This window comes from Lysinibacillus sp. NPDC096382 (genome assembly GCF_044762845.1).
GTDB lineage: Bacteria > Bacillota > Bacilli > Bacillales_A > Planococcaceae > Lysinibacillus.
Map to the genome: position 1 here is coordinate 85340 of NZ_JBIWFC010000018.1, position 24022 is coordinate 109361.

The 24022-nt window shown below is 38.2% G+C and carries 19 protein-coding genes, 1 rRNA gene and 1 pseudogene; 8 read left to right on the forward strand and 13 right to left on the reverse strand.

Annotated elements, in window-relative coordinates; genetic code table 11:
* Nucleotides 1-343: 343 nt before the first annotated feature.
* The 5 genes from ACIQZA_RS20335 (at nt 344) to ACIQZA_RS20355 (ending at nt 6849) form a co-directional block, all read left to right on the forward strand.
* A complete protein-coding gene (locus ACIQZA_RS20335; protein WP_402883541.1) occupies nt 344-1435 on the forward strand; it encodes an extracellular solute-binding protein in 1092 nt (363 codons plus the stop codon).
* Nucleotides 1436-1558: 123 nt separating this feature from the next.
* Nucleotides 1559-2629, forward strand: a complete 1071-nt coding sequence (locus ACIQZA_RS20340; protein ID WP_400939743.1) for an ABC transporter ATP-binding protein — start codon at nt 1559-1561, stop codon at nt 2627-2629.
* A gap of 12 nt (nt 2630-2641) precedes the next feature.
* On the forward strand, nt 2642-4363 hold the full coding sequence (locus tag ACIQZA_RS20345; RefSeq protein WP_400939742.1) for an ABC transporter permease: 1722 nt from the start codon (nt 2642-2644) through the stop codon (nt 4361-4363).
* A gap of 27 nt (nt 4364-4390) precedes the next feature.
* Nucleotides 4391-5905 carry an argininosuccinate lyase gene (gene argH / locus ACIQZA_RS20350; protein WP_400939740.1) on the forward strand — a complete coding sequence of 505 codons (1515 nt, stop codon included), beginning with the start codon at nt 4391-4393 and terminating at the stop codon, nt 5903-5905.
* Nucleotides 5902-6849 (forward strand): N-acetylglucosamine kinase, encoded by a 948-nt coding sequence (locus ACIQZA_RS20355; RefSeq protein WP_402883540.1) that lies wholly within the window; start codon nt 5902-5904, stop codon nt 6847-6849. Before argH ends, ACIQZA_RS20355 begins: the two co-directional genes overlap by 4 nt.
* A 233-nt stretch (nt 6850-7082) precedes the next feature.
* Here the strand turns inward: ACIQZA_RS20355 and ACIQZA_RS20360 are convergent, their stop codons facing one another.
* From ACIQZA_RS20360 to ACIQZA_RS20375, 4 genes are all read right to left on the reverse strand, one after another.
* Nucleotides 7083-8375 carry a transglutaminase domain-containing protein gene (locus ACIQZA_RS20360; protein WP_403009964.1) on the reverse strand — a complete coding sequence of 431 codons (1293 nt, stop codon included), beginning with the start codon at nt 8373-8375 and terminating at the stop codon, nt 7083-7085.
* A 114-nt stretch (nt 8376-8489) separates the two neighbouring features.
* Complete coding sequence (locus tag ACIQZA_RS20365; RefSeq protein WP_400939732.1) at nt 8490-9647, reverse strand: transglutaminase domain-containing protein; 1158 nt, start codon at nt 9645-9647, stop codon at nt 8490-8492.
* 247 nt (nt 9648-9894) lie between these two features.
* Nucleotides 9895-10155, reverse strand: coding sequence for a metal-sensitive transcriptional regulator (locus tag ACIQZA_RS20370; protein WP_004233098.1), 261 nt, complete (start codon nt 10153-10155; stop codon nt 9895-9897).
* 73 nt (nt 10156-10228) lie between these two features.
* On the reverse strand, nt 10229-10948 hold the full coding sequence (locus ACIQZA_RS20375; protein WP_400939731.1) for a glycosyltransferase family 2 protein: 720 nt from the start codon (nt 10946-10948) through the stop codon (nt 10229-10231).
* A 355-nt stretch (nt 10949-11303) separates the two neighbouring features.
* Here ACIQZA_RS20375 and ACIQZA_RS20380 point away from each other — a divergent pair, with 355 nt between their 5' ends.
* Nucleotides 11304-13241 carry a tetratricopeptide repeat protein gene (locus ACIQZA_RS20380; RefSeq protein ID WP_402883536.1) on the forward strand — a complete coding sequence of 646 codons (1938 nt, stop codon included), beginning with the start codon at nt 11304-11306 and terminating at the stop codon, nt 13239-13241.
* Nucleotides 13242-13567: 326 nt separating this feature from the next.
* On the opposite strand, the pseudogene ACIQZA_RS20385 reads toward ACIQZA_RS20380, so the two are convergent.
* The 6 genes and pseudogenes from ACIQZA_RS20385 to ACIQZA_RS20410 form a co-directional block, all read right to left on the reverse strand.
* Nucleotides 13568-13961 (reverse strand): annotated as a pseudogene (locus ACIQZA_RS20385) (hypothetical protein).
* A 75-nt stretch (nt 13962-14036) separates the two neighbouring features.
* Nucleotides 14037-15407 carry a sensor histidine kinase gene (locus ACIQZA_RS20390; protein ID WP_402883600.1) on the reverse strand — a complete coding sequence of 457 codons (1371 nt, stop codon included), beginning with the start codon at nt 15405-15407 and terminating at the stop codon, nt 14037-14039.
* Nucleotides 15407-16078: a response regulator transcription factor gene (locus ACIQZA_RS20395; RefSeq protein ID WP_402883534.1), complete on the reverse strand. Its 672-nt coding sequence runs from the start codon at nt 16076-16078 to the stop codon at nt 15407-15409. Before ACIQZA_RS20395 ends, ACIQZA_RS20390 begins: the two co-directional genes overlap by 1 nt.
* Nucleotides 16079-16210: 132 nt before the next feature.
* The gene (locus ACIQZA_RS20400) at nt 16211-17308 is read right to left on the reverse strand and encodes a DUF1648 domain-containing protein (RefSeq protein WP_402883532.1); all 1098 of its coding nucleotides are present in this window, start codon (nt 17306-17308) and stop codon (nt 16211-16213) included.
* 3 nt (nt 17309-17311) lie between these two features.
* The gene (locus ACIQZA_RS20405) at nt 17312-17707 is read right to left on the reverse strand and encodes a GntR family transcriptional regulator (protein ID WP_142509646.1); all 396 of its coding nucleotides are present in this window, start codon (nt 17705-17707) and stop codon (nt 17312-17314) included.
* A 77-nt stretch (nt 17708-17784) separates the two neighbouring features.
* Complete coding sequence (locus ACIQZA_RS20410; RefSeq protein WP_400939720.1) at nt 17785-18672, reverse strand: LysR family transcriptional regulator; 888 nt, start codon at nt 18670-18672, stop codon at nt 17785-17787.
* A gap of 128 nt (nt 18673-18800) precedes the next feature.
* Here ACIQZA_RS20410 and ACIQZA_RS20415 point away from each other — a divergent pair, with 128 nt between their 5' ends.
* Nucleotides 18801-19466 carry an O-methyltransferase gene (locus tag ACIQZA_RS20415; protein WP_400939717.1) on the forward strand — a complete coding sequence of 222 codons (666 nt, stop codon included), beginning with the start codon at nt 18801-18803 and terminating at the stop codon, nt 19464-19466.
* Nucleotides 19467-19900: 434 nt separating this feature from the next.
* On the opposite strand, the gene aceB is transcribed toward ACIQZA_RS20415, so the two are convergent.
* Both aceB and aceA read right to left on the reverse strand, forming a co-directional pair.
* Nucleotides 19901-21499 (reverse strand): malate synthase A, encoded by a 1599-nt coding sequence (gene aceB, locus ACIQZA_RS20420; RefSeq protein ID WP_400939714.1) that lies wholly within the window; start codon nt 21497-21499, stop codon nt 19901-19903.
* Between the two features lie 110 nt (nt 21500-21609).
* Nucleotides 21610-22893 (reverse strand): isocitrate lyase, encoded by a 1284-nt coding sequence (aceA, locus tag ACIQZA_RS20425; protein ID WP_402883530.1) that lies wholly within the window; start codon nt 22891-22893, stop codon nt 21610-21612.
* Between the two features lie 214 nt (nt 22894-23107).
* On the opposite strand from aceA, the gene ACIQZA_RS20430 reads away from it, so the two are divergent.
* Nucleotides 23108-23779 (forward strand): LytTR family DNA-binding domain-containing protein, encoded by a 672-nt coding sequence (locus ACIQZA_RS20430; protein WP_400939712.1) that lies wholly within the window; start codon nt 23108-23110, stop codon nt 23777-23779.
* 149 nt (nt 23780-23928) lie between these two features.
* On the opposite strand, the gene rrf is transcribed toward ACIQZA_RS20430, so the two are convergent.
* A 5S ribosomal RNA gene (gene rrf, locus ACIQZA_RS20435) occupies nt 23929-24022 on the reverse strand; the annotation flags it as partial.

Here is a 24022-nt window from a genome sequence, read left to right on the forward strand (position 1 = left end):
ACGCTTTAGAAAATTTTGAGGATTCCTATTCTCTCCTTGATAGAGAGCGGATCACAACCGAACCCTGTTTGCCTAGAATCATGAATTAGGGATCCCTTTCAAAATCACCAAAATCAATATTTGTTCACTTACATATTCGCTATTCTATCCCTCAAAACTCTTATACTTTAAACCTCCGCTACTTTAAAACGTTTCCAACTTTAGTGAAGCACCATCGCTATCTAATATTTACCTAGCTACGATGAATATAATTATAATTTTTTAATTTTTCTAACATTAACGCTAAGTTTTAGGATTATACTAATAGTATGTAAGTTTTTCACTATTAGGGAGGGGGAAGATTATGCAGAAAACACGAATTTTCGGTATTTTACTTGTGCTGATGCTTCTTGTCTTAGCTGCTTGTAGTAGTGACAAGGCTGCTACAAAAGATAGCGACAAAACGTCCAGTTCTGAAAAGACCGATGTAGCAGCTAAGCCATCTGGAAAGCTCGTTATTTATACAGGGCGCGATGAAGAAATGGTGCAAAAAGTAATCGATCAGTTTAATGAAAAGTACCCGGACATTGAAGTGGAATTTTTAACGATGGGCGCACAGCAAATTTTAGAACGCCTACGTGGTGAAAAAGCAAATCCTCAGGCTGATTTTTGGTGGGGCGGTACGCAATCTGCACTAACTGTCGGTGCCAATGAAGGTTTACTTCAAGCTTGGAAGCCTAGTTTTAACGACTCCATTGATGCAGCTTATAAAGATGCGGATGGTCGTTGGTTTGGTGAAATGTTACTGCCAGAAGTCATTATGATTAACAGTGATGTGTTAAAGAAAGATACAGGTCCACAAGATTGGGATGAATTATTAGATCCAAAGTGGAAAGATAAAATTTTAATTCGTGGTGTGTTAGCATCTGGGACGATGCGTACTATTTATTCATCTATGATTTTACGTCAAGGTGCAGATACACCTGAGAAAGGCTATGATTGGTTATTAAAATTAGATGCCAACACGAAGGAATATACACAAGATCCGAATGCACTTTATTTAAAGATGACAAGACAAGAAGGCAGTGTTTCTTTATGGAATTTGCAAGATATTTTATTAAAGAAATATACGACTGATTATCCGTTTGATTATATTTATCCGAAAAGTGGTGCACCGATTTTAGTTGATGGTGTTGCTGTTGTCAACAATGCTAAAAACCTAGAAAATGCAAAGCTCTTCGTAGAGTTTTTATTTGGAAAGGGAATGGTGACTCAACTAGCAAACGATTACTATCAAATTCCTACTCGCTCAGATATCGATAAAGCTTCAATGCCTGAGTGGTATAAAGAATTAGACTTAAAAACTTTTGATATAGACTGGAAACTCATGTCTGATAAAGAAGCAGAATGGATGGAGTATTGGGATAACAATATTAAAGGACGCGGAAAAAAGTGACCGATTTTTAAAGATTTTTGACTCAAAAACACCTACAAATATTGTTCATATTTTTAAGCCTCGAGTATATTTTTGCTCGAGGCTTCATGTAACTAATTTTCTAACGAGAAAGGAGCATTTCAGTTGAAAAGTGTCAAAATAAAAAATGTCTCTAAGAAATTCGGTCACATTCATGGCGTAAAAGATTTAGATCTTCATATTAAAGCTGGTGAATTTTTCACCTTCCTCGGCCCAAGTGGTTGCGGGAAAACGACTACACTAAGAATGATAGCCGGCTTTTATTACCCAACAGAAGGGAAAATTCTTTTTGATGATTTTGATGTGACAAGGCTTCAACCTAATAAACGGAATATCGGTATGGTGTTTCAAAATTATGCCCTCTTTCCACATATGACGGTAGATGAAAATATCGCCTTTGGATTACAAGTACGAAAATTTTCGAAGTCGGAAATCAAACAAAAGGTCGACCGTATTAGAGGGCTTGTTCATTTATCGCAATATGGGAATCGGAAAATTAATGAATTATCTGGTGGTCAGCAGCAACGGGTTGCATTGGCAAGAGCACTTGTGATAGAGCCTGATATTTTATTGTTAGACGAGCCATTGTCGAATTTAGATGCTAAATTACGCGAAGAAACGCGCGTAGAAATAAAACGTATTCAATCCGAGCTTGGTGTTACAACCATCTATGTTACGCATGATCAAATGGAAGCTATGTCCATGTCAGATCGGATCATGGTCATGGAAAATGGGAACGTCAGACAAATCGGTACTCCGCTAGAAATTTATAATCGACCTTCTAACCGCTTCGTCGCAGATTTTATTGGTGAGACAAACTTAATTGAGGCGACAATTGATGCTGTTAATGGTGACGATATACAAGTAAAAACGGCAAGTGGACTTGTTTTGACTGGGCGAAAGCAACAAAGCTCCCCCACTTTCACGCATATGATTGGAGACAAAGTATTTATTTCTATTCGCCCTGAATCCATTAATCAAGGTATTGGTGAAAACACATTAACAGGTAAAATCACTTTTGTTGAATTTACAGGAATAAGTGTGAACTACATTGTAGAATGCCTAGATTTTTCACTAAAAGTAATGATTATCAATATGAACGGTCAACTTAAAAAAATTGGTGAAGACATCACCTTAAATATAGCCCAAGATTCACTGTATTTTTTGGGAGAATAGGAGGGTAACAACATGGAAAAAACACACCTCAATCCTTCTGAAGGAAATGCATGGACACGACTAACTAGCTCAAATTGGTTTGTCTATATTTTAGTTGCACCTTTATTTTTAGTGTTGTTTGCCTATGTAGTATACCCATTCTATCAAACTTTTACAGAAAGCTTTTCTGGTGATGATGTACTATCTAATTATAAAAATTTTTTTAATATAGCTAGCCCAGCAAATATAGAAGCATTATGGACTAGTATTTATATATCCGTTATCAGTGTTATTTGCTGTGCAATCGTCGGTGTAACTATGGCATTTTTACTGGAACGCTATGATTTCCCAGGCAGACGGATACTCTCTGTTTTAGTATTGATACCCATGGCTCTTCCGCCGCTAGTAGGTGTGCTGTCCTTTACATTTTTGTATGGAGAGAGTGGGATTTTCCCACGTGCGTTTCAGCACCTATTCGGTTTAGAGCAAGTTCCATTTTCATTAAAAGGCATATGGGGGGTTATCGTAGTACATACATTCACTATGTACACTTACTTCTACTTAACCGCCTCAGCAGCTATAAAAGGTCTTGATCCAGCTTTAGAAGAAGCCGCAACTAGCTTAGGTGCCGGGCGTGTTCGAGTATGGACAAAGGTTATTCTGCCCATGTTAACACCCTCGATTGTTGCCTCATCCCTACTCGTATTTATGATTTCTATGGCATCCTACACTGCACCTTTAATGTTCGGTGTTGAACGCACAATGACTATGCAAATCTATTTATCACGTACGAATGGGAATTTAAATATGGCAGCGACACAATCTATGATTTTATCCTTTGTTTCCATTACCTTTTTAATTATTATGCGCTGGTATCAAAACCGCCGAAATTACCAAAATCTTAGCAAAGGTATTAGTGTTCATCGATCTGAAGTGTCTTCAAGAGGCATGAAAGTTATGGCGACTATTGCATCTTTCATAGGTACATTAATTTTAATTTTGCCGATTTTAGTGCTTATATTAATTTCATTTTCCGTTGATGGTGCATGGAAAACGCAAATTCTCCCAACAGACTATACATTGGATCATTATCATGCTCTTTTTACAGATGAACGGACGTGGCGACCGATTTGGAATTCTGTTCGAATGGGGATTGTTGCCACGCTCGGCAATATCATTTTCGGTGTTGCTGCAGCCTATGCTATGGTACGGTTAAATTTTAAAGGTAAAACATTACTCGATATTTTAATCATGGTTCCTTGGGCATTGCCGGGTACGGTTGTAGCTGTCAATCTGATTGCAGCCTTTAGTACGGAAAATATATTCTCTTTTAATCAGGTTCTTATCGGGACATTTTGGATTTTGCCGTTAGCTTATTTTATTAGACATTTACCTCTTGTTTTCCGATCGACATCTGCATCACTTGTGCAATTAGATCAATCTATCGAAGAAGCATCACGAAGTTTAGGTGCAACATGGTGGTATTCATTTAGACGTATTGTACTACCACTTACATTTACGGGCATTTTGGCGGGTACATTACTAGCACTTGTTCAAAGCTTTGGCGAATTCGTAGCGTCTATTCTTCTTTACAGTACGTCAACGATCCCATTATCAGTGGCGATATTCCAAAAATTGTATTCTTTTAAATTTGGAACTGCTTGTGCATACGGTGTCTTACAAATTTGTTTAATTTTAATTGTACTTATTATTTCCGAGAAGTTATCTAAAGGCAGTGCTGGTTCGGCCATATAACTGCTAATCTACTAGGAGGCAATAACTATGTTTGAAGATTTCCGCAACAAGACCCAGCGGGAAGATGGGATGACCTTCCCTTCTAATATTTATCGTAAAATTGTCTTGCAACCGGCTTACGATGAAGCCAAGAAAAATTTTTTAACAATTATGTTGCAAATCAATATTGCACACTTAAAAATGTTAGAAGAACAGGGTCTAGTTAAACAAGAAGAAGCTAAAGAAATTGGTACTGCTTTAAAAAAACTAGACTTGAACTATTATCGTATAGAGGATTACAGCCCGCGATATGAGGATTTGTTTTTCCGCATCGAAAATAAATTAATAGAGCTTGCTGGTGATGTTGCAGGGAATCTTCACATTGGTAGAAGTCGTAATGATATGGGCATTGCCATCTATCGCATGACTTTAAGAAAAAAATTGTTATTGCTTATGCAAGAATTACTGACATTACGAGATGATTTAATCGCAGCTGCTGAGGAGCACGTTGATACGATTATGATTGGCTATACACATACGCAGCAGGCACAGCCAACAACCTTTGCGCATTATTTGAAAGCTGTCATCGATCAACTTGAACGAGATTTTGAACGTTTACAGCATGTCTATAAAACGGTGAATCGCAGTAGTATGGGGGCTGCGGCATTAACGACAACAGGCTTCAATATTAGTCGAGAGCGCATGCGTGAGTTATTGGCATTCGATGATATTATCGAAAATGCGTGGGATGCTGTTGCAGGAGCAGATTATATTGCTGAGGCAGCGAGTATCGTGCAACTTGCGGCACTTAATCTTGGCCGCACATCCCAAGATTTCTTACTTTGGGCTACACAGGAATTCAATGCATTTACGCTAGCAAGCCCGTACGTGCAAGTGAGCTCTATCATGCCACAAAAGCGCAATCCTGTTTCGATAGAGCATACGCGTTCATTGCTATCAGCAGTTGTTGGTGATGCTAGTACAGTATTACAAATGGTACATAATACACCTTTTGGAGATATCGTAGACACAGAGGATGATATGCAACCTTATTTATGGCGCGCCATCGACCGTTTAATAGGTATTTACAAACTATTTGGTTCACTTGTTGTCACGATGGATGTAAACAAGAAAAAACTAAGAAATCGAGCAGAAAATAGCTTTGCCAATGTGACAGAGCTCGCAGATACGTTTGTGCGCTCTGAAGGGATTTCCTTCCGCCAAGCACATAGTATTGTTAGTAAATGTATTAAAGTATTGCTCTCTCATGGGGAGGAATCTCTAGCAAGTCTTACATGGGGTCTTGCCAATACACAATCTAAATTAATTACTGGTAAGCCATTAAAAATTTCTGAGGAAGATTTTTATAGCACATTAAAACCAGAAACTTTCGTTGGTGTACGTACATTACTTGGTGGTCCAGCGCCCGCAACGATGAAAGAATCTCTGGAACGCTCCAAGGCAAATTCTCATAACCTTAAAGAGTGGGTTAGTTTGAAAGAGTCTAAGATTGTTGAGGCAGAAAAACAATTAACAGTAATTTTCGAGGAATGGAATCAATGATGGAATGGCTACTTATTATTGACGGTGGTGCTACAAAAACGGCATGTGCGCTCGTACATGCCGAGTCTGGTGAAATAAAATATACAACATCAACCAGTGGCTCGAATTATCAAGCGATCGGTGCTACAGCTGCTACAGAAATATTGCAAGCATTATTAGCAAATGTGCAAGGTTTTTTACAACAGCAAGATGACTCAAATATTGCTGTTGCTACATTTGCAATGGCTGGGATTGATTCTCCTAAAGATCATGAAGCCGTATCAGCAATCGTTCATAGTGCGCTATCTACATTACAGTTAAAGATAGATACGCTTATTATAGAAAATGATGCACAAGCCACTTTACTTGGTGTTACTGCTGGACAGGCAGGCGCGTTACTCATTGCTGGAACAGGAGCTATTGCGTATGCATTTGATGGTACACAAATAGTACGTGCAGGTGGTTGGGGGCATCGTGCAGGAGATGAAGGCAGTGGCTATTGGTTAGGACAAGAAATTATACGCGCCATTTTCCGTATGGAAGACGGGCGTGGTGAGCCGACCATATTAAAAAGTGCTGTCTATGATTACTTACGGATCCAAGATGTTACAGAGCTAGCTTCATGGCTATTCCGTCCATCCTACACAAACGCGCAGCTTGCAAAAATGGGTGCATTTTTGGCAGGGGCCGTGACCAAAAAGGATTCATGCGCTATTCAAATATCAATGCGTGCTGCTCATGAATTAGTACTCCTTGCATGCGCTGTGGTGAAAAAAATTGACTATAAGGGCGAAGCACTCAGCCTTTATTGTAATGGTGGTGCCATAAAGCATAATCCATTAATTTTTAAAACTTTTTCATATGAAATGAAATCGATGTATCCACAAATTGAAGTTTCTCTGTGTCAGCATTCGCCAATCCATTATCTTATAGAACGATCAAAAAAGGCCTATGACAATCTGTAATGTCATAGGCTCTTCATGTTGTTGAAAACTATTATGTTCAATGAAATCAAGGTGTCTATTTAAACAAAGTACTACTCTTCTGTAAGACGAGGGGTTGATTTCCGTTCCGACTGGGCGCTTTGTTGCTGCCGCTTCGCTTTCGCACAGAGCAGAGCTTCCTGGGGGCGTCCGATGAGCCGCTTCACATAACGTGTATCTTCTGGCATGTCACTCATATCATTTTATTGATCAAGTTAAAGCGCCATTTTCTTTAGTTCATTTGTCGTGAAATATAAATAGTTGTCCTGCACAAATAAATCCTTCGTTTCTTCCCTATTTAATACTTTTTCGCCGCTTCCATCCGGGCGAATCTTTGTTAAATACGCTCCTTGTGAATAATTACTAAAATATAGCCAGCCATCTGCATAAACGATGTACTGTGCACGTGATTTAGTGACGCGTTTCGATTTACCAGTTTGTAAATCAAGCACGTACAACTTATTATCATCAGCAACATTACTATAAAATATTTGCTGCCCTACTTGTGCAACGAAATCTACATTATGAAAGTAGCTATACATTGTACTCGTTGCTTTCGGGTAGTCTTTAGCAATCCATGTATGATCCTTTGCCATCATTCGATCATCCACTAAAAAGTATTGATAGCGAACCGCCCCTTTACGATCAGGCACCGGGTCATTCCATGTTGTATCGAGGTGATACCATTGACCATCCAGCTTTACTAAATTCCAAGCATGTCCTTCCTGTCCGACATAGCCTACGATATATTTCGTTTCTATACCTAGCTTTTGTAACATCGAATGAGCCAACAACGCATAGCCCTGACAAACACCACCATGTTCCGCAAGCACTGTATAAGCGCTATGTGGACTTGAATTCGTTTGATCTGTATAGGCGGTATTGGCGACGATATAATCATTGACAGCCCTAACCTTCTCTACATCACTTAATGATTTCTTATTGATTGAGGCTACAATCTCTTGCACATTCATTTCAACAAATGATGCCTGTTCTGGTGTCATTAAATAACTTTGCTCTCCAAAGATTTTGGCTGTTTTTCTTCCATATTCAAAACGAATTGAATGCTTACTAATATGTCCATATACATAATCATCCCGTTTTATAGCATTTTCATAGGCTTCTTCCACTAACTGTTCAATTCGTTGTGTATCGCCTTTATATTGAATCTCAAACGTAGGTGAAAAACTACTATAGTACGCATACATCGCATCAGCCATTTCCTTTGCATTAGTTACAACTAACTTTGCTTCAGGTTTTTTGGCTACAGGAGCTGTAACGGCTCCTCCTTCTGGCTTTTCTTCTATAGGTGTGGCCGTTTCAATGGAGGTATTCTCTGAAAGTTTAGCAGTAACATCTATGATTTTGTCCTTTGTTGAAAGAAGCACCGTTTCTATTTCATCATTATTTGCCCAAGTTATTACTTGTTGTACAACTGCTTTACCAGCCGTATAAATGGGGTCAATAAAAATAATTAAAATTACAATAATGGCTAATTTTTTCCACAAAATCCTCACCTCCAACCGTTTTCCTGTTTTCATTATATACAAAAAAAGCACAAAGGACTCACTCGGAAGTCCTTTTGTGCTGTCATTTTATAAATAGAAAAGAATATTTGAAGTTTATTTTATTTTAAGCTTCTGTTCTTTGCCATTAACAATATAAACTAAGTAATTATCATTAATTCTTAAATCAGAAACTACTTGCTTCACGAGCACCTCAGTTTTTAATGTTTTAAGATTTAATTTTGTTAAGTAGCCACTGTTACTGTAATCACTGAAATATAAAAAACTATCCGCTCCTGTAATATACAAAGCACGTTTATCAATGACCTTTGTTTTTTTACCACTTGCTAAATCCAGCGTATACAATTTATCTTTGTCTGCCGTATTGCTAAAGTACAGTGTATTATTAACCTGATATGCAAAATGAACATTTTGCATATAGCTATATTTTGTACTTGTTGCAGCAGGATAATTTGATGCTATCCATTTATGATCTTTCTTTAGCTGTGCATCCGTTACTAAAAAATAATCATACGAAGAAGCACCGAAACGATTTGGTAATGGATCATTCCATGTTGTATCTAAATGATACCATTTACCATCAATCTTCACTAAATTCCATGCATGTGCCTCGTTATTATTAACAGTACCAACAACATATTTTACATCGAATCCAGCTTGTTCTAACATTTTATAAGCTGTTAACGCGTAGCCCTGACATACAGCTTGTCCTTCCATTAACAATGCATAAGCACTATGAGGACTAGCCTTTGTTTTAGTACCATATGTAGTATTTGACACAATATAATCATTAATCGCTTTTACTTTTTCGAATTCTGTTTTCATTGAAGGCTTAATAATCGTTTTTAATATTTGATCCACTTTTTTTTGTACGGCCGCTTCTTGCGTTTGGTTTGTCAAATATTTCACTTTAAATGTCACATTACCCATTGAGTCTGCAGAAATAGCCGTACTCTCCATATGACCACTCGCGTAGACTGCTTGTTCCTGTGCTTTTTCAAAGGACTTCATAAAATTCTTTTTGAAATCAGTCATTGATCCACTATATGTAATTTTAATTTCAGGAGCGAAATTATTTAATTGCTTTACGATTTCTGTTGTGAATTGATCCCAAGTTGTTACTTTATTATCAGCTACTACATTATAAGCAAACACAGAGGAAGTATTTACTGAGCGAGCGTCTGCATGTTGAGCATAGGCTGCTGTTGGACTTAACATCAATAATGCTGCTCCGCTTATCAACCATTTCTTCACAATAAATCACCTTCCATTTGTTATATTCTTGTAATTAGAATAACAGATAAAGGAACTACAAATCTATCGGACAAGTTCACTATCCATGACTTTCAACCATATGTACAACACGTAATCAATAGGTATAAATACCTCGAAATAAAATATAAGTATCGAATTAAACTATATTTTTGTAAAAAAATAAAAACTCACCTGTTTTAAAGTGAGTTTTATGATGATCTTTTTTATAAGGTAGGCTTCCCTTTATTTAACGGCTTTTCACCACTAAATTAACTGCTTCTTGAATAGCTTCATTCATTTTCTCGCCATCACCTTCAGCATTTTGTACACATTCTAAAAGATTCGTACTAACAATAACACCAACTGTACGATCTACTGCTGAGCGTACTGCCGATAATTGAGTAATGACTGCCTTACAGTCCTTTTCTTCTTCCATCATTTTTAAAATTCCACGTAGCTGACCTTCCATCCGTTTCACACGATTTTTCACTTGATCTGAATATTCCATCATCATAGCTCTCCTTCTTTCTATACTTGCTACGTTCTTGAGTAATTTTTATTCTTTATCCTAGCATATTACTTCACCTATAGTTATTTTTCCTTGGATTTAAATAATTCATAAGCATTTTAGCAATAATTGACCCTGCATTTGTTATTTCATCATACTGGATCACTGTATTTTTCTTTATTCGTAGCTGGCCTATCTCTACTTCAAAAATTGGACACTTTCTTTTAATTGCCGCAACTAACATATTTGTGTCGTAGTCATATCGTTCACCTTTTACTTTCATCAGCCACGGTAGCTCTTTTTTAGAAATAAAGCGTAAACCAGTTTGTGTATCCATCAGTTTTCTATGATAAAGGATTTCAAAAAACAAACTTGTTGTTCGATTACCCCAATATGATAAAAACGTGCTGTCCGAGGAATGGAAATTACGTACGCCTAACACAATTCCTTCAGAAAATACCTTTGTCATTGTTAAAACTAGCTTCACATCCTGTAAAGAATGTTGCCTATGAGCACCTACTGTTATAACACCTTGAAACATCCCTCTTTGCTCCATTACATAGGCAAAGGCTGTTTTTAGTGCGCCTCCCTTTCCAATATTGTTGTCATGCTCTAGTACTCGACAGCAGTCAATCTTTTGTAATTCTTCAAATACATTTGCATATTTTTGGTCGCTACCATCATTGACAATAATAACTTGGCTAATAGCGGTGGCTAATAATTGGTGGACATAGGTTATAAGTGACTGTTGTGGATTATAGGCTGGTATAATTGCTGCAATATTTTTCATCATTTCTATCCCCCGGATAATATGAAACTTTGGCATATGCGCTCTCTAATAATCGTTACTGAATTTCAACAACTCTCCTTATAACAAATAGTATCATGTATCGAGGACAATTCAACAATAACGGTATTTTCCCGATATATGAAAAAAGAGGATATCATCGTAGTGTATTGTTGATTTCCGTTCCGACAGCAACAGCACGATATTGGTCACGAAGGCGTTACCATAGGATGTGATGGTTTTAGCCTTCGTTCCTCTATCGCTGATCTTCAAGGGTTCACCCAGTCGGAACGGAAATCAACTAATATACTCGGTGTTAACAAATTAAATATCCAGATTTTTAGTGAAGAGCATACAAAGAATGAAAGAGGTGATTGCTATCGTTGTACAATATGAAATCCTCCAAGATCAATGTAAGAAGTTAAAAGCTTTGTGCTTGGTGAAATTGGCTAATAATTTACAGGATGCTAGCTCGCTCGCCATTGCAAAGCCAGCTCTATCTCTTCAAAAATCACTCCTAGTACTGGAGGAAGTTTTATATGAACTTTATAAGCTGGAAATGCATACCGAACCGAAGCTAAAAAATATTCGATCATTACTCAATAATCGTAGCTTTGTTGCAAAAATTCATCCACGTCGCATTTATTTATTAATGAATCTTGTAAGCAAAATGACTTCTAGTAATAGAAGTGAAGTTGTGGAGGCAAAGGCAGCAAAAATTGTTCTTGATTATATAAGTGATATTGTAGAATGGTTTATCGAACGCTATGACCGTACCTTCAAGGCAAAGTTGATGCGGCAAAGCTCCCGCTTTGAAGATATAACTTCAGCTTTTGATATAAATACGCTACTTCAAGATGACCAATCAACCGAGGCCTATAAAACTGCTGCAGACTGGTTTGAGCTTGCCGCAAAACAAGGGAATGCAAGTGCTCAATATAATTTAGGCGCTCTTTATAATCAAGGGCGTGGTGTTAAGAAAGATTATGCAGTTGCAAAAATGTGGTATGAACGTGCCGCTGCGCAAAATGATGCAAACGCGCTTTATAGCTTAGGCGTGTTCTATCATTTAGGTCACGGTGTTATCCAAAATTATGAAGAAGCCGCTCACTATTATAAAGCTGCTGCAGATTTAGATAACGCAGATGCGCAGTACAATCTAGGAGTCCTATACAATCAAGGACTCGGTATGCCACTAAACTTTTCCGAGGCGGCAAAATGGTACATGCTAGCAGCCAATTCAGGGAATACAAGCGCTCAAAATAATCTTGGATTCCTTTATCACAATGGAACTGGTGTCGAGCAAAGCTATGAGGAAGCTATAACCTATTTTGAAATGGCTGCATTAGCAGGTGATGCTAGTGCTCAATATAATCTTGGCTATATGTACCTTAAAGGTCGTGGCATCTCGCAAAATTTTGAAGAAGCTGCGCAATGGTTCCATTTAGCTGCACTTCAAGACCATACAAATGCAGAATTTCAATTCGCTATGCTATATAACACTGGACAAGGTATTCCTTATGATCACCTAGAGGCTATAAAATGGTTTAAGCTCGCAGCACATAAAGGACACTTGAATGCCCAATACTGTCTTGGTGTGCTCTATGTTAAAGAAAACGACATAACTTTAGCTAAAAAATGGTTACAGCTCGCCGCTAACAATGGACATATAAGTGCGGGCTTTGAGCTTGGACGTATTTATATATACCACCTCCAGCAACCAGAGGAAGCTCTCCCTTACTTCAAAGCGGCTGCTGAAAAGGGTTATGCTGATGCTCAGTACGAGCTCGGATTATTATATGAAGCTGAATTGAACTATGATGAAGCAGTAAAATGGTGGAGGGCCGCTACTGATCAATCCCATATTCAGTCTGAATATCAATTAGGGTTATTATATGAGCACGGATTAGGGATCGAGCAGGACCTAGAAGAGGCCCGACGCTGCTATCGACTAGCAGCGACCCAAGGACATGCCGGTGCTCAATATCAGCTCGGTAATTTATTTGATAAGGGTAAAGGTGTCGAACGGGATTATACTGAGGCTGCGAAATGGATTGAACAAGCTGCCGCTAAGGGACATGCCAAAGCACAATATCAATTGGCTCAAATGCACAGTCATGGGCAAGGGGTACCAAAGGATTTTGTGAAGGCCGCCCAGCTGTATCGACTCGCTGCCAATCAAGGGCATCAAAAAGCACAATTCCAGCTTGGTATGCTTTACAAAAAAGGACACGGTGTTGCACAGGATTATACTGAGGCAACAAAATGGCTTAAGAAGTCTCTTGAAAATATTAAATAAAGGACTCGTTAGCTAAAGTGGGGTTGATTTCCGTTCCGACTGGGCGCTTTGTTGCTGACGCTTCGCTTTCGCACAGAAAAACATTTGTTGCTGACGCTTCGCTTTCGCGCAGAGCAAAGCTTTCTGAGGGCGTCCGATGAACCACTTCACTCAACCTATCCACATGAATACATTTTAACAGAATGTCATCCAACTTTTTGTTTTAGCGATTAACTTTCATGTTTTATCAAATGTCATATCTAGCTTTTGATAACGAGCCAAACAAAACTGTTCTTCATAAAAAATACCGTGTCACTCTTATTAAAGACGGTGACGCGGTATGTTGATTAGTTTTTCATTTCTTCTTTTTGATCTACCATAAACGTTACAACGATGAATAAAGCAAAGCTGTTATCCCACCTACGATAAAGAAAATCATTGTAAATGTTCTGCTAAAACTAAATGGACTCAAATTGTAAAACCACATGCCTAGCGTTAAGCCAAAAACACCGAGAACCGCGGATCAACCATGTACTGTCACTAATTTTTGTAATTTCACTTTAAAGGTACGATAGCAAAAACCCCATGCAAACATACTTAACCAATCTATGAGTAATTATGTGCATGTATCGGTTTATATTCGTAACTACCTGAGCTAGACATATGTGAGCCTAGATACGTATCAAATAAGGCAAAAATCGCAGCAAGACGAATAAGGCGTATACTCCATTTTTGTTCCAAAACGATACCCCCCTAAGCTTTTTCAACTTATTTAGCAGTTTATCTTGTGAACATAAACTTTACAGGTACTCCTCATTACAGTTTAGGTAAGTGGACACGCACCTTCGTACCGGAATTTATAACACTATCCATATGAACCGTTCCTCCATGTAACTCAGCAATTTGCTTCACGATGGCTAGTCCAAGCCCAGTACCTTGCTTTGTTCTGGACGCATCTACTCGATAAAAGCGATCAAATACCTTTTGTAGTTGCTCGACAGTCATTCCTATGCCGCTATCCTCAATAAGCACTTCAACTGAGGTTGAGGATTCTTGTATGTGAATATGAATTTCTCCACCTTCGACATTGTATTTAATGGCATTTGTCAATAAATTATCCCACACATTTTGTAATAACCCAGCATCGCCATCATATGTTACTGGTTCAAGCTGATACGATAATTGTACATTAGCGTCTTCAAGCTGCCAGCGATATTTCCTTACGGTTTCCTTTAATTGCTCATCTAAACGATAAGGTTCACACTTTAACAACCTTGTAGATTGATCGAGTGACGTTAGTAATAGTAATTGCTTCGTTAATGTCGACATACGCTTCGTCTCTAGTTCAATAATCGTTGTATATTCCTGCCTTTCCTTGTCGGTCAGCAAGGGATTCTTTAGTAAATCTACATAGCCTCGAATATTCAACAATGGTGACTGAAAATCATGCGATACATTACTGATAAACTCTTTACGTATTCGATCATTTTCCTGTAATTTTTCTGTCATGACATTAAAGCTAACCGCTAATTGTCCAATCTCATCTGCTCGATCTATATCCAGTAACGTATCGAATTTTTCATGTGCAAGCTGATGTGTTGCCTCTGTTAGTTGTGTAATAGGGCGAATTAGAGCCTTAGCAAAAAGTAGCATTGCCAATAGACTAAGTACTGTCATCGTAAGCATAAGTCCACCAAGTATCGTATGCACTTCAGAGAACAACAAGCGAATATCAGGTCTAATGAACAGTGCATACTGCTTATTTTCATAAGTAAACGACACACCTATCGTATTAATTAACTCATTCGCAAAAAAGCCTGTCACAAAAGTCTCTTTTGGAAAATCACGCATACCATGATAAATTTCCCCGTTTAAAACACGCTTGACTGTATTTGATGGTAATGTTTTATCACGATACTCACCTCCGAAAAAATGCCCTTCGCCATCAGTTGTTACATAAATTTGATAACCTATTTCACCAAGAGTCGCTAAATAATTATCTAAATCGTTAGACTTTGAAGACTCAATGTATTTCGCAATATCCTGCGCAATTTTCACATTTTTAGCATCGTTTTTTTCCTTTACAACTTGATGATAATACGTATTTGTCGCTAAAAAGCCGATACATAAGCTGCCAATCATAACGAGCATCGTCGTGACAACAAATCTACTATATAACGTTTTTATCATGTACTAACCTCAAGCTTATAGCCAACACCACGCACTGTTGTAATCTCAACACCTGATTTATAACGATGAAGACGTTCACGAATCCGCTTCACATGCGTATTTAAAGTCTGCTCATCCCCATCGTAATCATAGCCCCACACCTGCTCCATAATAAAGCTACGTGTAAACACCTGATTCGAGCGAGATGCTAGTAATGCCAATAGTTCAAATTCCTTTAGAGGTAGAACAAGTGTATCTCCCCCAATGACAACCTCAAAGCTTCGACGATCAATAACGAGTCTACCCACCTGGATGGTTACCTGATTTTTCTTATCGAATCTACGCAATATCGCGGCTATGCGAAACAGCAATTCTTTAGGTTCAAAAGGCTTTACAACATAGTCGTCTGAGCCTGCCAAAAACCCTCGTTCTTTGTCCTCAAGCTCGCCTTTTGCTGTTAATAACAATACGGGGATATCGTACTCCTGGCTCAATGTCTCGGTTAATGTAAAACCATCCATTCCTGGCATCATAACATCTACAACTGCCAAATCAGGCAAGTTTCCTTCAAGTAGTTTAAGAGCCTGTTGTCCGTTTTCCGCCTGTATCACCTGATAGCCCTCTCTTGTCAGATAAATATTCACTAGCTGTAAAATATGTACATCATCATCTACAACGAGAATTTTCATTCAGGTCAACCTCCATCCAACTTGTTTCTGGTACACTATTTTAACAAAAAATCCGCCGAAAAAAGTTAAAGTCTCCGGCGGATGTCACAGAATTATGCCGAGGCATAATTGATAACTTCATTTTTTTTCATATTATAACGAAAAGAAAGAAATAAACAGCAATATAAGTAACGGCAAACCAATTACGATATAGCCACGTGGATTTGCAAAATTCATCGTCCAACCGACCCCAAAGCGTTTCTCTACAAAAACGGAAGGATCTTGACGATTCGCATAAATTAATCCACCCCTCCAATAGCGATCCTCATCAACATCCATTACTTCTGAAACGACATTGTCTCTATAGCTCACCCTCAGCTTGCGTTTCTTCCAGGCGTAAACAAGGACTAAGCCAAGAACAAGCAATAAGAGCAAAATAAATACCGGTAGTAGACTTTTTGCCGTAGCCATTGAAGGGTAGATGTTGCTTAGCTGTAATACTGTAAATAATATTGTAAAGGCATAGCTTAATAACATAATGCTCCAACTCATATACTTTCGGCTTTTTAACTGCTCTTCCAATGATTCTTCCTTACGATTAACAGCCAACCTGATTGCTGAACGCTTTATAGAATCTACAATTCCCCACATCATACATTGCATCATCAACATAACAAGTGGCAGTGAAACAGCAGTAAAATATGTTTTGCTTCTCCATGAATCCGCTTCACCACTAGGTCCCCAGTGTACAGCAATGTGATCTGGTATTTGATCATAATGGCGGAATGTAAAGATAATCAGAAACGCTGTAACACCAAAAGGGATTACATAAAATGGCCACGGAAGCATTTCATCACGACTACGTGCTGTTAAGTCAACAGCACGAACTTGTTTTATAGTTAAGCCCCATTGCCCTTCCTTTTTAAGTTTTAAAATTTTTTGATGGTTTATCCAATATAATGTCATACTGACTGCAAGCATTGCAAATAAGCATCCAAGCAGTAAAATACTTTGCATAAACTCAGATTGTGCAAAATAATAATAGCTAAAAATCTTTATCATTAATAATATGACACCAAATATTCCAACAATTTGAGCATAATGCTTTTTCATATTACGTAATACAGGATGTTTTACATTTTGTTCAGGTACAGTAACGCCAAAAATGATTGTCTCACGTACTATATATGGAACAAATACTTGTAGAGCTAAAGTTAAGAGATAGACGGTTAAGAAAACAAAAAGTAGCATGTGCTACACCCCTTCTGCAGGTATTTGCAAATCAGAAAATACCTTTTTAATCATGTGCTCGATTTGTTCAGCTGTTGCGCCGAGCACCATTCCTTCTACCACAACAGGCTTTAGGTTTTTTTCAATTTGTTGAAATTGTTCAGGAGTTAATGCTCGCTCCTCAGTTGAACGAATAATAGCACCTGATTTGGCTCTTATAGTAATGATCCCCTTTTCCTCTAGCTCATGATAGCTTTTATTAACTGTGTGCATATTGACGCCCAGATCTGCCGCTAAACTACGTACAGATGGTAGGGTATCTCCTGGTTTCATTTCTCCTCTTGCAATACCTTCAATAATTTGCCGTGTTACCTGTTCATAGATTGGTACATCAGATTGTGGCTCTATTTGAATAAACATTCATATCATCTCCATTTTTGTTATACAAACAGTATAACAAACAATCATTACTTGTGCACAAAGGAGGGATATTGAAATTATAGAGAGTTCTTAATAGTTTCTATAAACTTTTGCACAAGTAAGCTATGCCTTTCATTCTTTCTTGTGCAAATTGCAATTTTATGTTTAATATGAACATCCTTTACATAAACCCTTGCCAATTGCCCACTATCAACATACTCTCGAACAGCTAGTGACGAAATAAAATTTGCACCGTAGCCCGCGATTACCGAACGAATCGTTTCATTGATTCCATTAAATTGTAGTGCGATTTTAGGTGGTTTGACTTGATAAGTTTTACATAAAGAAAAAAGATGCTCTCTCATTGAGCTCCCTTCCTCTCGCATAATAAATGGCTCTCTCATCATGTCAGCAAGTGAAATGGATTGATTTGCATAAGGATGTTCAGGTGCGACTACAAACCATAATTCATCCTCAAAAAGCTCCTCCCACGCTACTTCTTCTGGTCTTTCTGAGATACCACCTCCATAAATAGCAATATCAGCTTTATACTGTATTAACTGCTTGAAGGCATCTTGGGTATTAGTTGTCGTAATGACTAAATTAATATCTTCATTTGTACCTTTAAAGGTAGCGGCCCACTTAGGAATTAGAAAGTTAGCTGGTAAGTATGTAGCAACTATATGTATTGTTCCTGCTTTAGCAAGTCGATAATCTCCAATGAATGATTCAATATGTTCTTCAAGCATAACGAGTTTTTTGGCCTTTTCTGCTAAAGCCTCTCCAAATTCAGTTAATACTACGCCCCGTCCTTGCTGTTTAAATAATTGAACGCCAATCTCATGCTCAAATTTTTTTATTTGGCTTGAAACTGCCGGTTGACTTATACGAAGTAATTCCGCTGCTTTCGTAAAACTGCCTGTAGTAGCAACTTGATAAAACAATTTTAATCCATGAATATTCATGATTTCACCTCATACCCATAATCTAAAGTTATGAGTTAATAATAATAATATATTTTCATTATGATTCATTCTATCATACACTTTACATGCAAGCTTGCACGAAAAAATGCGGAAATGGGGACTGTTTGATGACCAATTTTAATGTTTGGAATAATGTAGATGAGTACTTTATGAAAAAACTAATACCGGCAGACACAGAACTTGAAGAAGTATTACAAGCTAATAAAGCAGCGGGTATTCCGGAGATTGATGTATCACCAACTCAAGGCAAACTATTATATTTACTAGCTAAAATAAAAGGAGCAAAAAACATTTTAGAAATTGGAACACTTGGTGGCTATAGTAGTATTTGGATGGCCCGTGCACTACCGAACGAGGGTAAAGTTTATACACTCGAAATTGATCCCGAGTATGCCTCAGTAGCTAAGGAAAATATTAAAAGAGCTGGTTGTGAAGATAAAGTTGAAATTATCGTTGGAAAGGCCTTAGATACGTTACCTACTTTGAAAAAAATAGCCCCACCGTTCGATTTAGTATTTATCGATGCAGATAAGCCTAATAATCCACACTATTTGAAGTGGGCATTAGAATTGGTTAAAACAGGAGCAATAATTATCGCTGATAATGTAGTTCGTGATGGTGCTGTAATTGATGAAAAAAATGAAGATGGAAGGGTTCAAGGTGTGAGACAGTTTATGGATTTATTGCAAGAAGAATCTCGAATTGAATCCACAGCAATACAAACAGTTGGCAATAAAGGCTATGATGGCTTTGTGCTCGCCGTAGTTAAATAATTGAAAAAGGAGATGTCTCATGTTTAATTCGAGACATCTCCTTTCAGCGATAGCTTTTTCGAAGCTATTGCAAATTTTTCTTTCAAACATGTAACAGCTTGTTCTGTACCAACTGTACATCCTATTTCATTTAATGTTTCCCTTATTAATCGGTCCAGGAACCAATAATATTTCGTTATTTCGTATGTTATACTCCTCCTTACAAGCTCCCATCTAAGCTCGTAAGACATCTTTCCATTTAATTCTCTTTACTTTTATTAATAGACCCCTTTTTTGTAACCGTGCTCATTTTTCAGTAAGGAACGAGGGAACAGACCTCGCTCGTTAGTAGAATAAGGTGGACTCCATTCGAGTTTAGTCCACAACAATTTAGGAAAGTTGGATATGTTCATTTAGTAGATCTCAAATCAATTATCAGCGATTGCTGAAAGAAGTTAAGCTAATTTTTCGTATCCTGGAAGCGTCAAGAATTCGGCAAACTCATCTTGCTCAATTAAAGATTTAAACAGCTCAGCAGCTTCTTCATAGCGTCCGCTGTTATAGGCTTGTTCCCCAACAGCCTCTTTAATTTTTACAAGCTCTTCCTCCAAGATATCTAGTACAAAGGCCAATGTAATACCACGGCCATCATCTAAGACCCCTTTTGGATGACGAATCCATTGCCATACTTGTGTACGAGAGATTTCTGCAGTTGCAGCATCCTCCATTAAATTGTTAATCGGTGCAGCTCCATTGCCTCGTAGCCAAGAAGCAATGTACTGAACCCCTACACTACAGTTAATACGAAGACCTTCAAGTGTAATTGTACCTTCTGGAACAGCAACTAAATCTTCCGCTATAACATTTACATCCTCACGCTTTTTATGGATTTGGTTTGGTGTCGCCATAATCGCGTCAAACTGTTCCATTGCCGTTGCAACCATACCCGGGTGCGCTACCCAAGTACCATCGTGGCCATCTGTTGCCTCGCGACGTTTATCTTCTGCAACCTTTGCAAATGCTACAGCATTCGCGTCGTCATCCCCTTTAACAGGGATTTGTGCTGCCATACCGCCCATCGCAGGAGCATTACGTTTATGACATGTTTGAATACATAAAGATGTATATGCCTTCATGAATGGTACAGTCATTGTCACTTGCCCACGGTCCGGTAAAATTACATCAGGCTGATTGCGCAGACGTTTGATATAACTGAAAATGTAATCCCAGCGCCCACAATTCAGACCAGCCGAATGTTCACGTAGTTCATATAAAATTTCATCCATTTCAAATGCTGCTAAAATTGTTTCAATTAATACAGTAGCCTTAATTGTCCCTTGTGGAATTCCGATATAATCTTGTGCAAACACAAAGACATCATTCCATAAGCGTGCCTCCAAATAGCTTTCAAGCTTCGGTAGGTAGAAATAAGGTCCCGTACCTTGCGCCAATGCATTTTTAGCATTGTGGAATAAATACAGACCGAAATCAAAGAAACTACCAGAGATCGGTTCGCCATCCACTAGTACATGCTTTTCAAGTAAATGAAGACCACGTGGACGAACTAATAACACAGCTGTGTTTTCGTTTAATTTATACGTTTTACCATTAGATGCTTGTGTAAATTCAATTGTCTTATTAATAGCATCACGCATATTAATTTGACCGCCAATCATGTTTTCCCATGTCGGGGCAGATGCATCCTCGAAGCAAGCCATAAACATTCTTGCACCAGAGTTTAATGCATTAATAACCATCTTACGGTCAACAGGTCCTGTAATTTCTACACGACGGTCTTGCAAATCTGCTGGAAGTGGTGCAATTGTCCAATCCCCCTCACGGATATGCTTTGTGTCTGGTAAGAAGTTAAGTTTCTCACCTGCATCAAGACGCTTTTGGCGTTCTTGACGAGCCTCTAACAGCTCTTTTCGACGGGCATCAAATTTTTCGTGCAGGGCAAGAACAAACTCAATGGCTTCTGGTGTTAAAATTTCTTTTGTCTGCTCGTTTTGTTCCCCAACAATTTTAAGCTTACCTGTTGTTGCTTGTTCCATCAGTTATTTCCCCCACCTTTGCGAATTTAAGTAGTCATCCCCCGCTTTAGGAGGAGCGGAGGAGACTAATCTATGATTATGAATTTAGGAATACGCGTACTTTGTGAAACTTAAACGAATTGTTCTGTCTCTGTAGAACCAGCCATTGCCGTTGTAGAAGAAGTACCACCAGAGATAACTTGAGATACATCATCAAAGTAACCAGTACCTACTTCACGTTGGTGACGTGTAGCTGTGTAGCCTTTTGGTTCTGATGCAAACTCAGCTTGTTGTAGCTTAGAGTATGCAGCCATACCATTATCTTTATAATCATGTGCAAGCTCAAACATAGAGTGGTTTAATGCGTGGAAACCAGCTAATGTTACGAATTGGAATTTATAACCCAATTTACCTAGCTCGCGTTGATATTCTGCGATTTCTTCTTCTGATAAATTTGCTTTCCAGTTGAATGAAGGTGAGCAGTTGTATGCTAGTAATTTACCTGGGAATTCAGCATGAATAGCTGCCGCAAATTCACGAGCTTCCTCAAGGGATGGTTTAGAAGTTTCACACCAAATCAAGTCTGCATATGGCGCGTAAGCTAAACCACGAGCAATCGCTTGTTTGATGCCTGGTTTTGTACGGAAGAAGCCTTCTGGAGTACGTTCACCCGTAATAAACTCAGCATCACGCGGATCGATATCAGATGTTACCATATCAGCAGCATCAGCATCTGTACGAGCGATTAAAATCGTATCCACACCCATTACGTCTGTTGCAAGACGAGCAGCGATTAAGTTACGAACAGCATTTTGTGTTGGAAGTAACACTTTACCACCTAAGTGACCGCACTTTTTCTCAGAAGCTAATTGGTCTTCTAAGTGAACACCAGCGGCTCCAGCTTCAATCATTCCTTTTACAAGCTCAAATACGTTTAGAGGGCCACCGAAGCCAGCCTCAGCATCTGCTACGATCGGAGCGAACCAATCAAATTGATCTACACGCCCTTCAGCATGATCAATTTGGTCTGCACGTTGTAAAGCTTGGTTAATACGCTTAACTACTGCTGGAACAGAGTTTGCTGGATATAAGGATTGGTCAGGGTACATTTGACCAGAAAGATTAGCATCAGCAGCTACTTGCCAACCCGATAAGTAGATTGCTTTTAATCCTGCTTTTACTTGCTGTACAGCTTGATTACCAGTCAATGCACCTAATGCATTAATGAACGGTTCTTCTTGTAAAGACTTCCAAAGTCGAGCCGCACCTTTAGTTGCTAAAGTTTGTTCAAGTACTACAGAGCCCTGTAGCTTAATAACCTCTTCAGCTGAATATGCGCGTTCAATACCAGCCCAACGAGGGTTCTCTGCCCATTGTTTTTCTAATGCTTGGATTTTTTCTTGACGTGTTGACATATTGAAATTCCACCTTCCCCTTTGTATACAATATACTCTGTTAAAAAACTTTTAATCAACTGTTCCATAACAGGTTTATTTGTTATAAATTAATATATAACAGAACATCTGAATTTTCATTATTTTTAGATAAAATACCAAATTTTAATGACAAAACTGCTTTTTTGGGCGACGAAATTTGGTAAACTGTTTACAAACAAGGGGGATATTCACAATGAAAAATGAGTTTAATTCTTTGCCAAAAGATATATCGCAACAGTTTATTTCAATGTTAAAAGACTGGGTTCCAGCCAATTCATCCATTGCAATTGCTGCTGAAAACTCCTATATCTATTTTCATTCTGGACATCAAAACATTAACTTGGAAATAGGTCAACAAGTACATTCTGGTAGCATTGCCGAGCAAGTACTACGCACAAGGACACGAACAGATGCCGTTTTAGATAATTCCTTATTCGAAACACCCTATTATGGAATAGGTTACCCTATAAACATATTAGATGTGCCTGCAGCACTTGTTGTAGTTTTACCTTCAACCTTTACCGAAAAGAAATTGGAGCCCTTTCAATTTTTAACTGGAAAGCAAGAAGAGGAATGGAATCCTGTTGCAATTGAAAAAATCTCTCATATTGAAAGCCTGCAGAAAAAAACGTGGTTTTATGTAGATGGGGAACAATTTAAAACAAGTATTACTCTTAAAGAACTTCAAATGCGTCTACCGTCATCTTTTATTCGCATTCACAGGTCTTATATTGTTAATATTCATTTCATAAAAAAAATGGCTCGTGATCTTACTTCTAATTTTATTGTCACTCTAAAGGATGGTAGTGAACTACCTGTTAGCCAATCTTATTTAAATAATCTTCGAAACGCCCTTGAATTTTAGATTTTGCCTTGCGTAATTGTTGTTGCTGTCGCTTCGCTTTCGCACAGAAAACATTGCTGATTGAAGATAAAAGGCTGTCCTATACATTTATTGTATAAGACAGCCTAAAAAATAAAAAAGCCTGAGAAAAAAATCTCAGACTTTAGATTGCCTAGCGACGTCCTACTCTCACAGGGGGAAGCCCCCAACTACCATCGGCGCTAAAGAGCTTAACTTCCGTGTTCGGTATGGGAACGGGTGTGA

What these genes read in the sequence shown, in the direction of transcription:
- ACIQZA_RS20415 (WP_400939717.1), top strand. Translation starts at nt 18,801, where the DNA reads ATGACCAATTTTAATGTTTGGAATAATGTAGATGAGTACTTTATGAAA.
- ACIQZA_RS20430 (WP_400939712.1), top strand. Translation starts at nt 23,108, where the DNA reads ATGAAAAATGAGTTTAATTCTTTGCCAAAAGATATATCGCAACAGTTT.
- ACIQZA_RS20380 (WP_402883536.1), top strand. Translation starts at nt 11,304, where the DNA reads ATGAAAGAGGTGATTGCTATCGTTGTACAATATGAAATCCTCCAAGAT.
- aceB (WP_400939714.1), bottom strand. Translation starts at nt 21,499, where the DNA reads ATGGAACAAGCAACAACAGGTAAGCTTAAAATTGTTGGGGAACAAAAC.
- ACIQZA_RS20355 (WP_402883540.1), top strand. Translation starts at nt 5,902, where the DNA reads ATGATGGAATGGCTACTTATTATTGACGGTGGTGCTACAAAAACGGCA.
- ACIQZA_RS20370 (WP_004233098.1), bottom strand. Translation starts at nt 10,155, where the DNA reads ATGGAATATTCAGATCAAGTGAAAAATCGTGTGAAACGGATGGAAGGT.
- ACIQZA_RS20395 (WP_402883534.1), bottom strand. Translation starts at nt 16,078, where the DNA reads ATGAAAATTCTCGTTGTAGATGATGATGTACATATTTTACAGCTAGTG.
- aceA (WP_402883530.1), bottom strand. Translation starts at nt 22,893, where the DNA reads ATGTCAACACGTCAAGAAAAAATCCAAGCATTAGAAAAACAATGGGCA.
- ACIQZA_RS20400 (WP_402883532.1), bottom strand. Translation starts at nt 17,308, where the DNA reads ATGCTACTTTTTGTTTTCTTAACCGTCTATCTCTTAACTTTAGCTCTA.
- argH (WP_400939740.1), top strand. Translation starts at nt 4,391, where the DNA reads ATGTTTGAAGATTTCCGCAACAAGACCCAGCGGGAAGATGGGATGACC.
- ACIQZA_RS20335 (WP_402883541.1), top strand. Translation starts at nt 344, where the DNA reads ATGCAGAAAACACGAATTTTCGGTATTTTACTTGTGCTGATGCTTCTT.
- ACIQZA_RS20405 (WP_142509646.1), bottom strand. Translation starts at nt 17,707, where the DNA reads ATGTTTATTCAAATAGAGCCACAATCTGATGTACCAATCTATGAACAG.
- ACIQZA_RS20410 (WP_400939720.1), bottom strand. Translation starts at nt 18,672, where the DNA reads ATGAATATTCATGGATTAAAATTGTTTTATCAAGTTGCTACTACAGGC.
- ACIQZA_RS20345 (WP_400939742.1), top strand. Translation starts at nt 2,642, where the DNA reads ATGGAAAAAACACACCTCAATCCTTCTGAAGGAAATGCATGGACACGA.
- ACIQZA_RS20375 (WP_400939731.1), bottom strand. Translation starts at nt 10,948, where the DNA reads ATGATGAAAAATATTGCAGCAATTATACCAGCCTATAATCCACAACAG.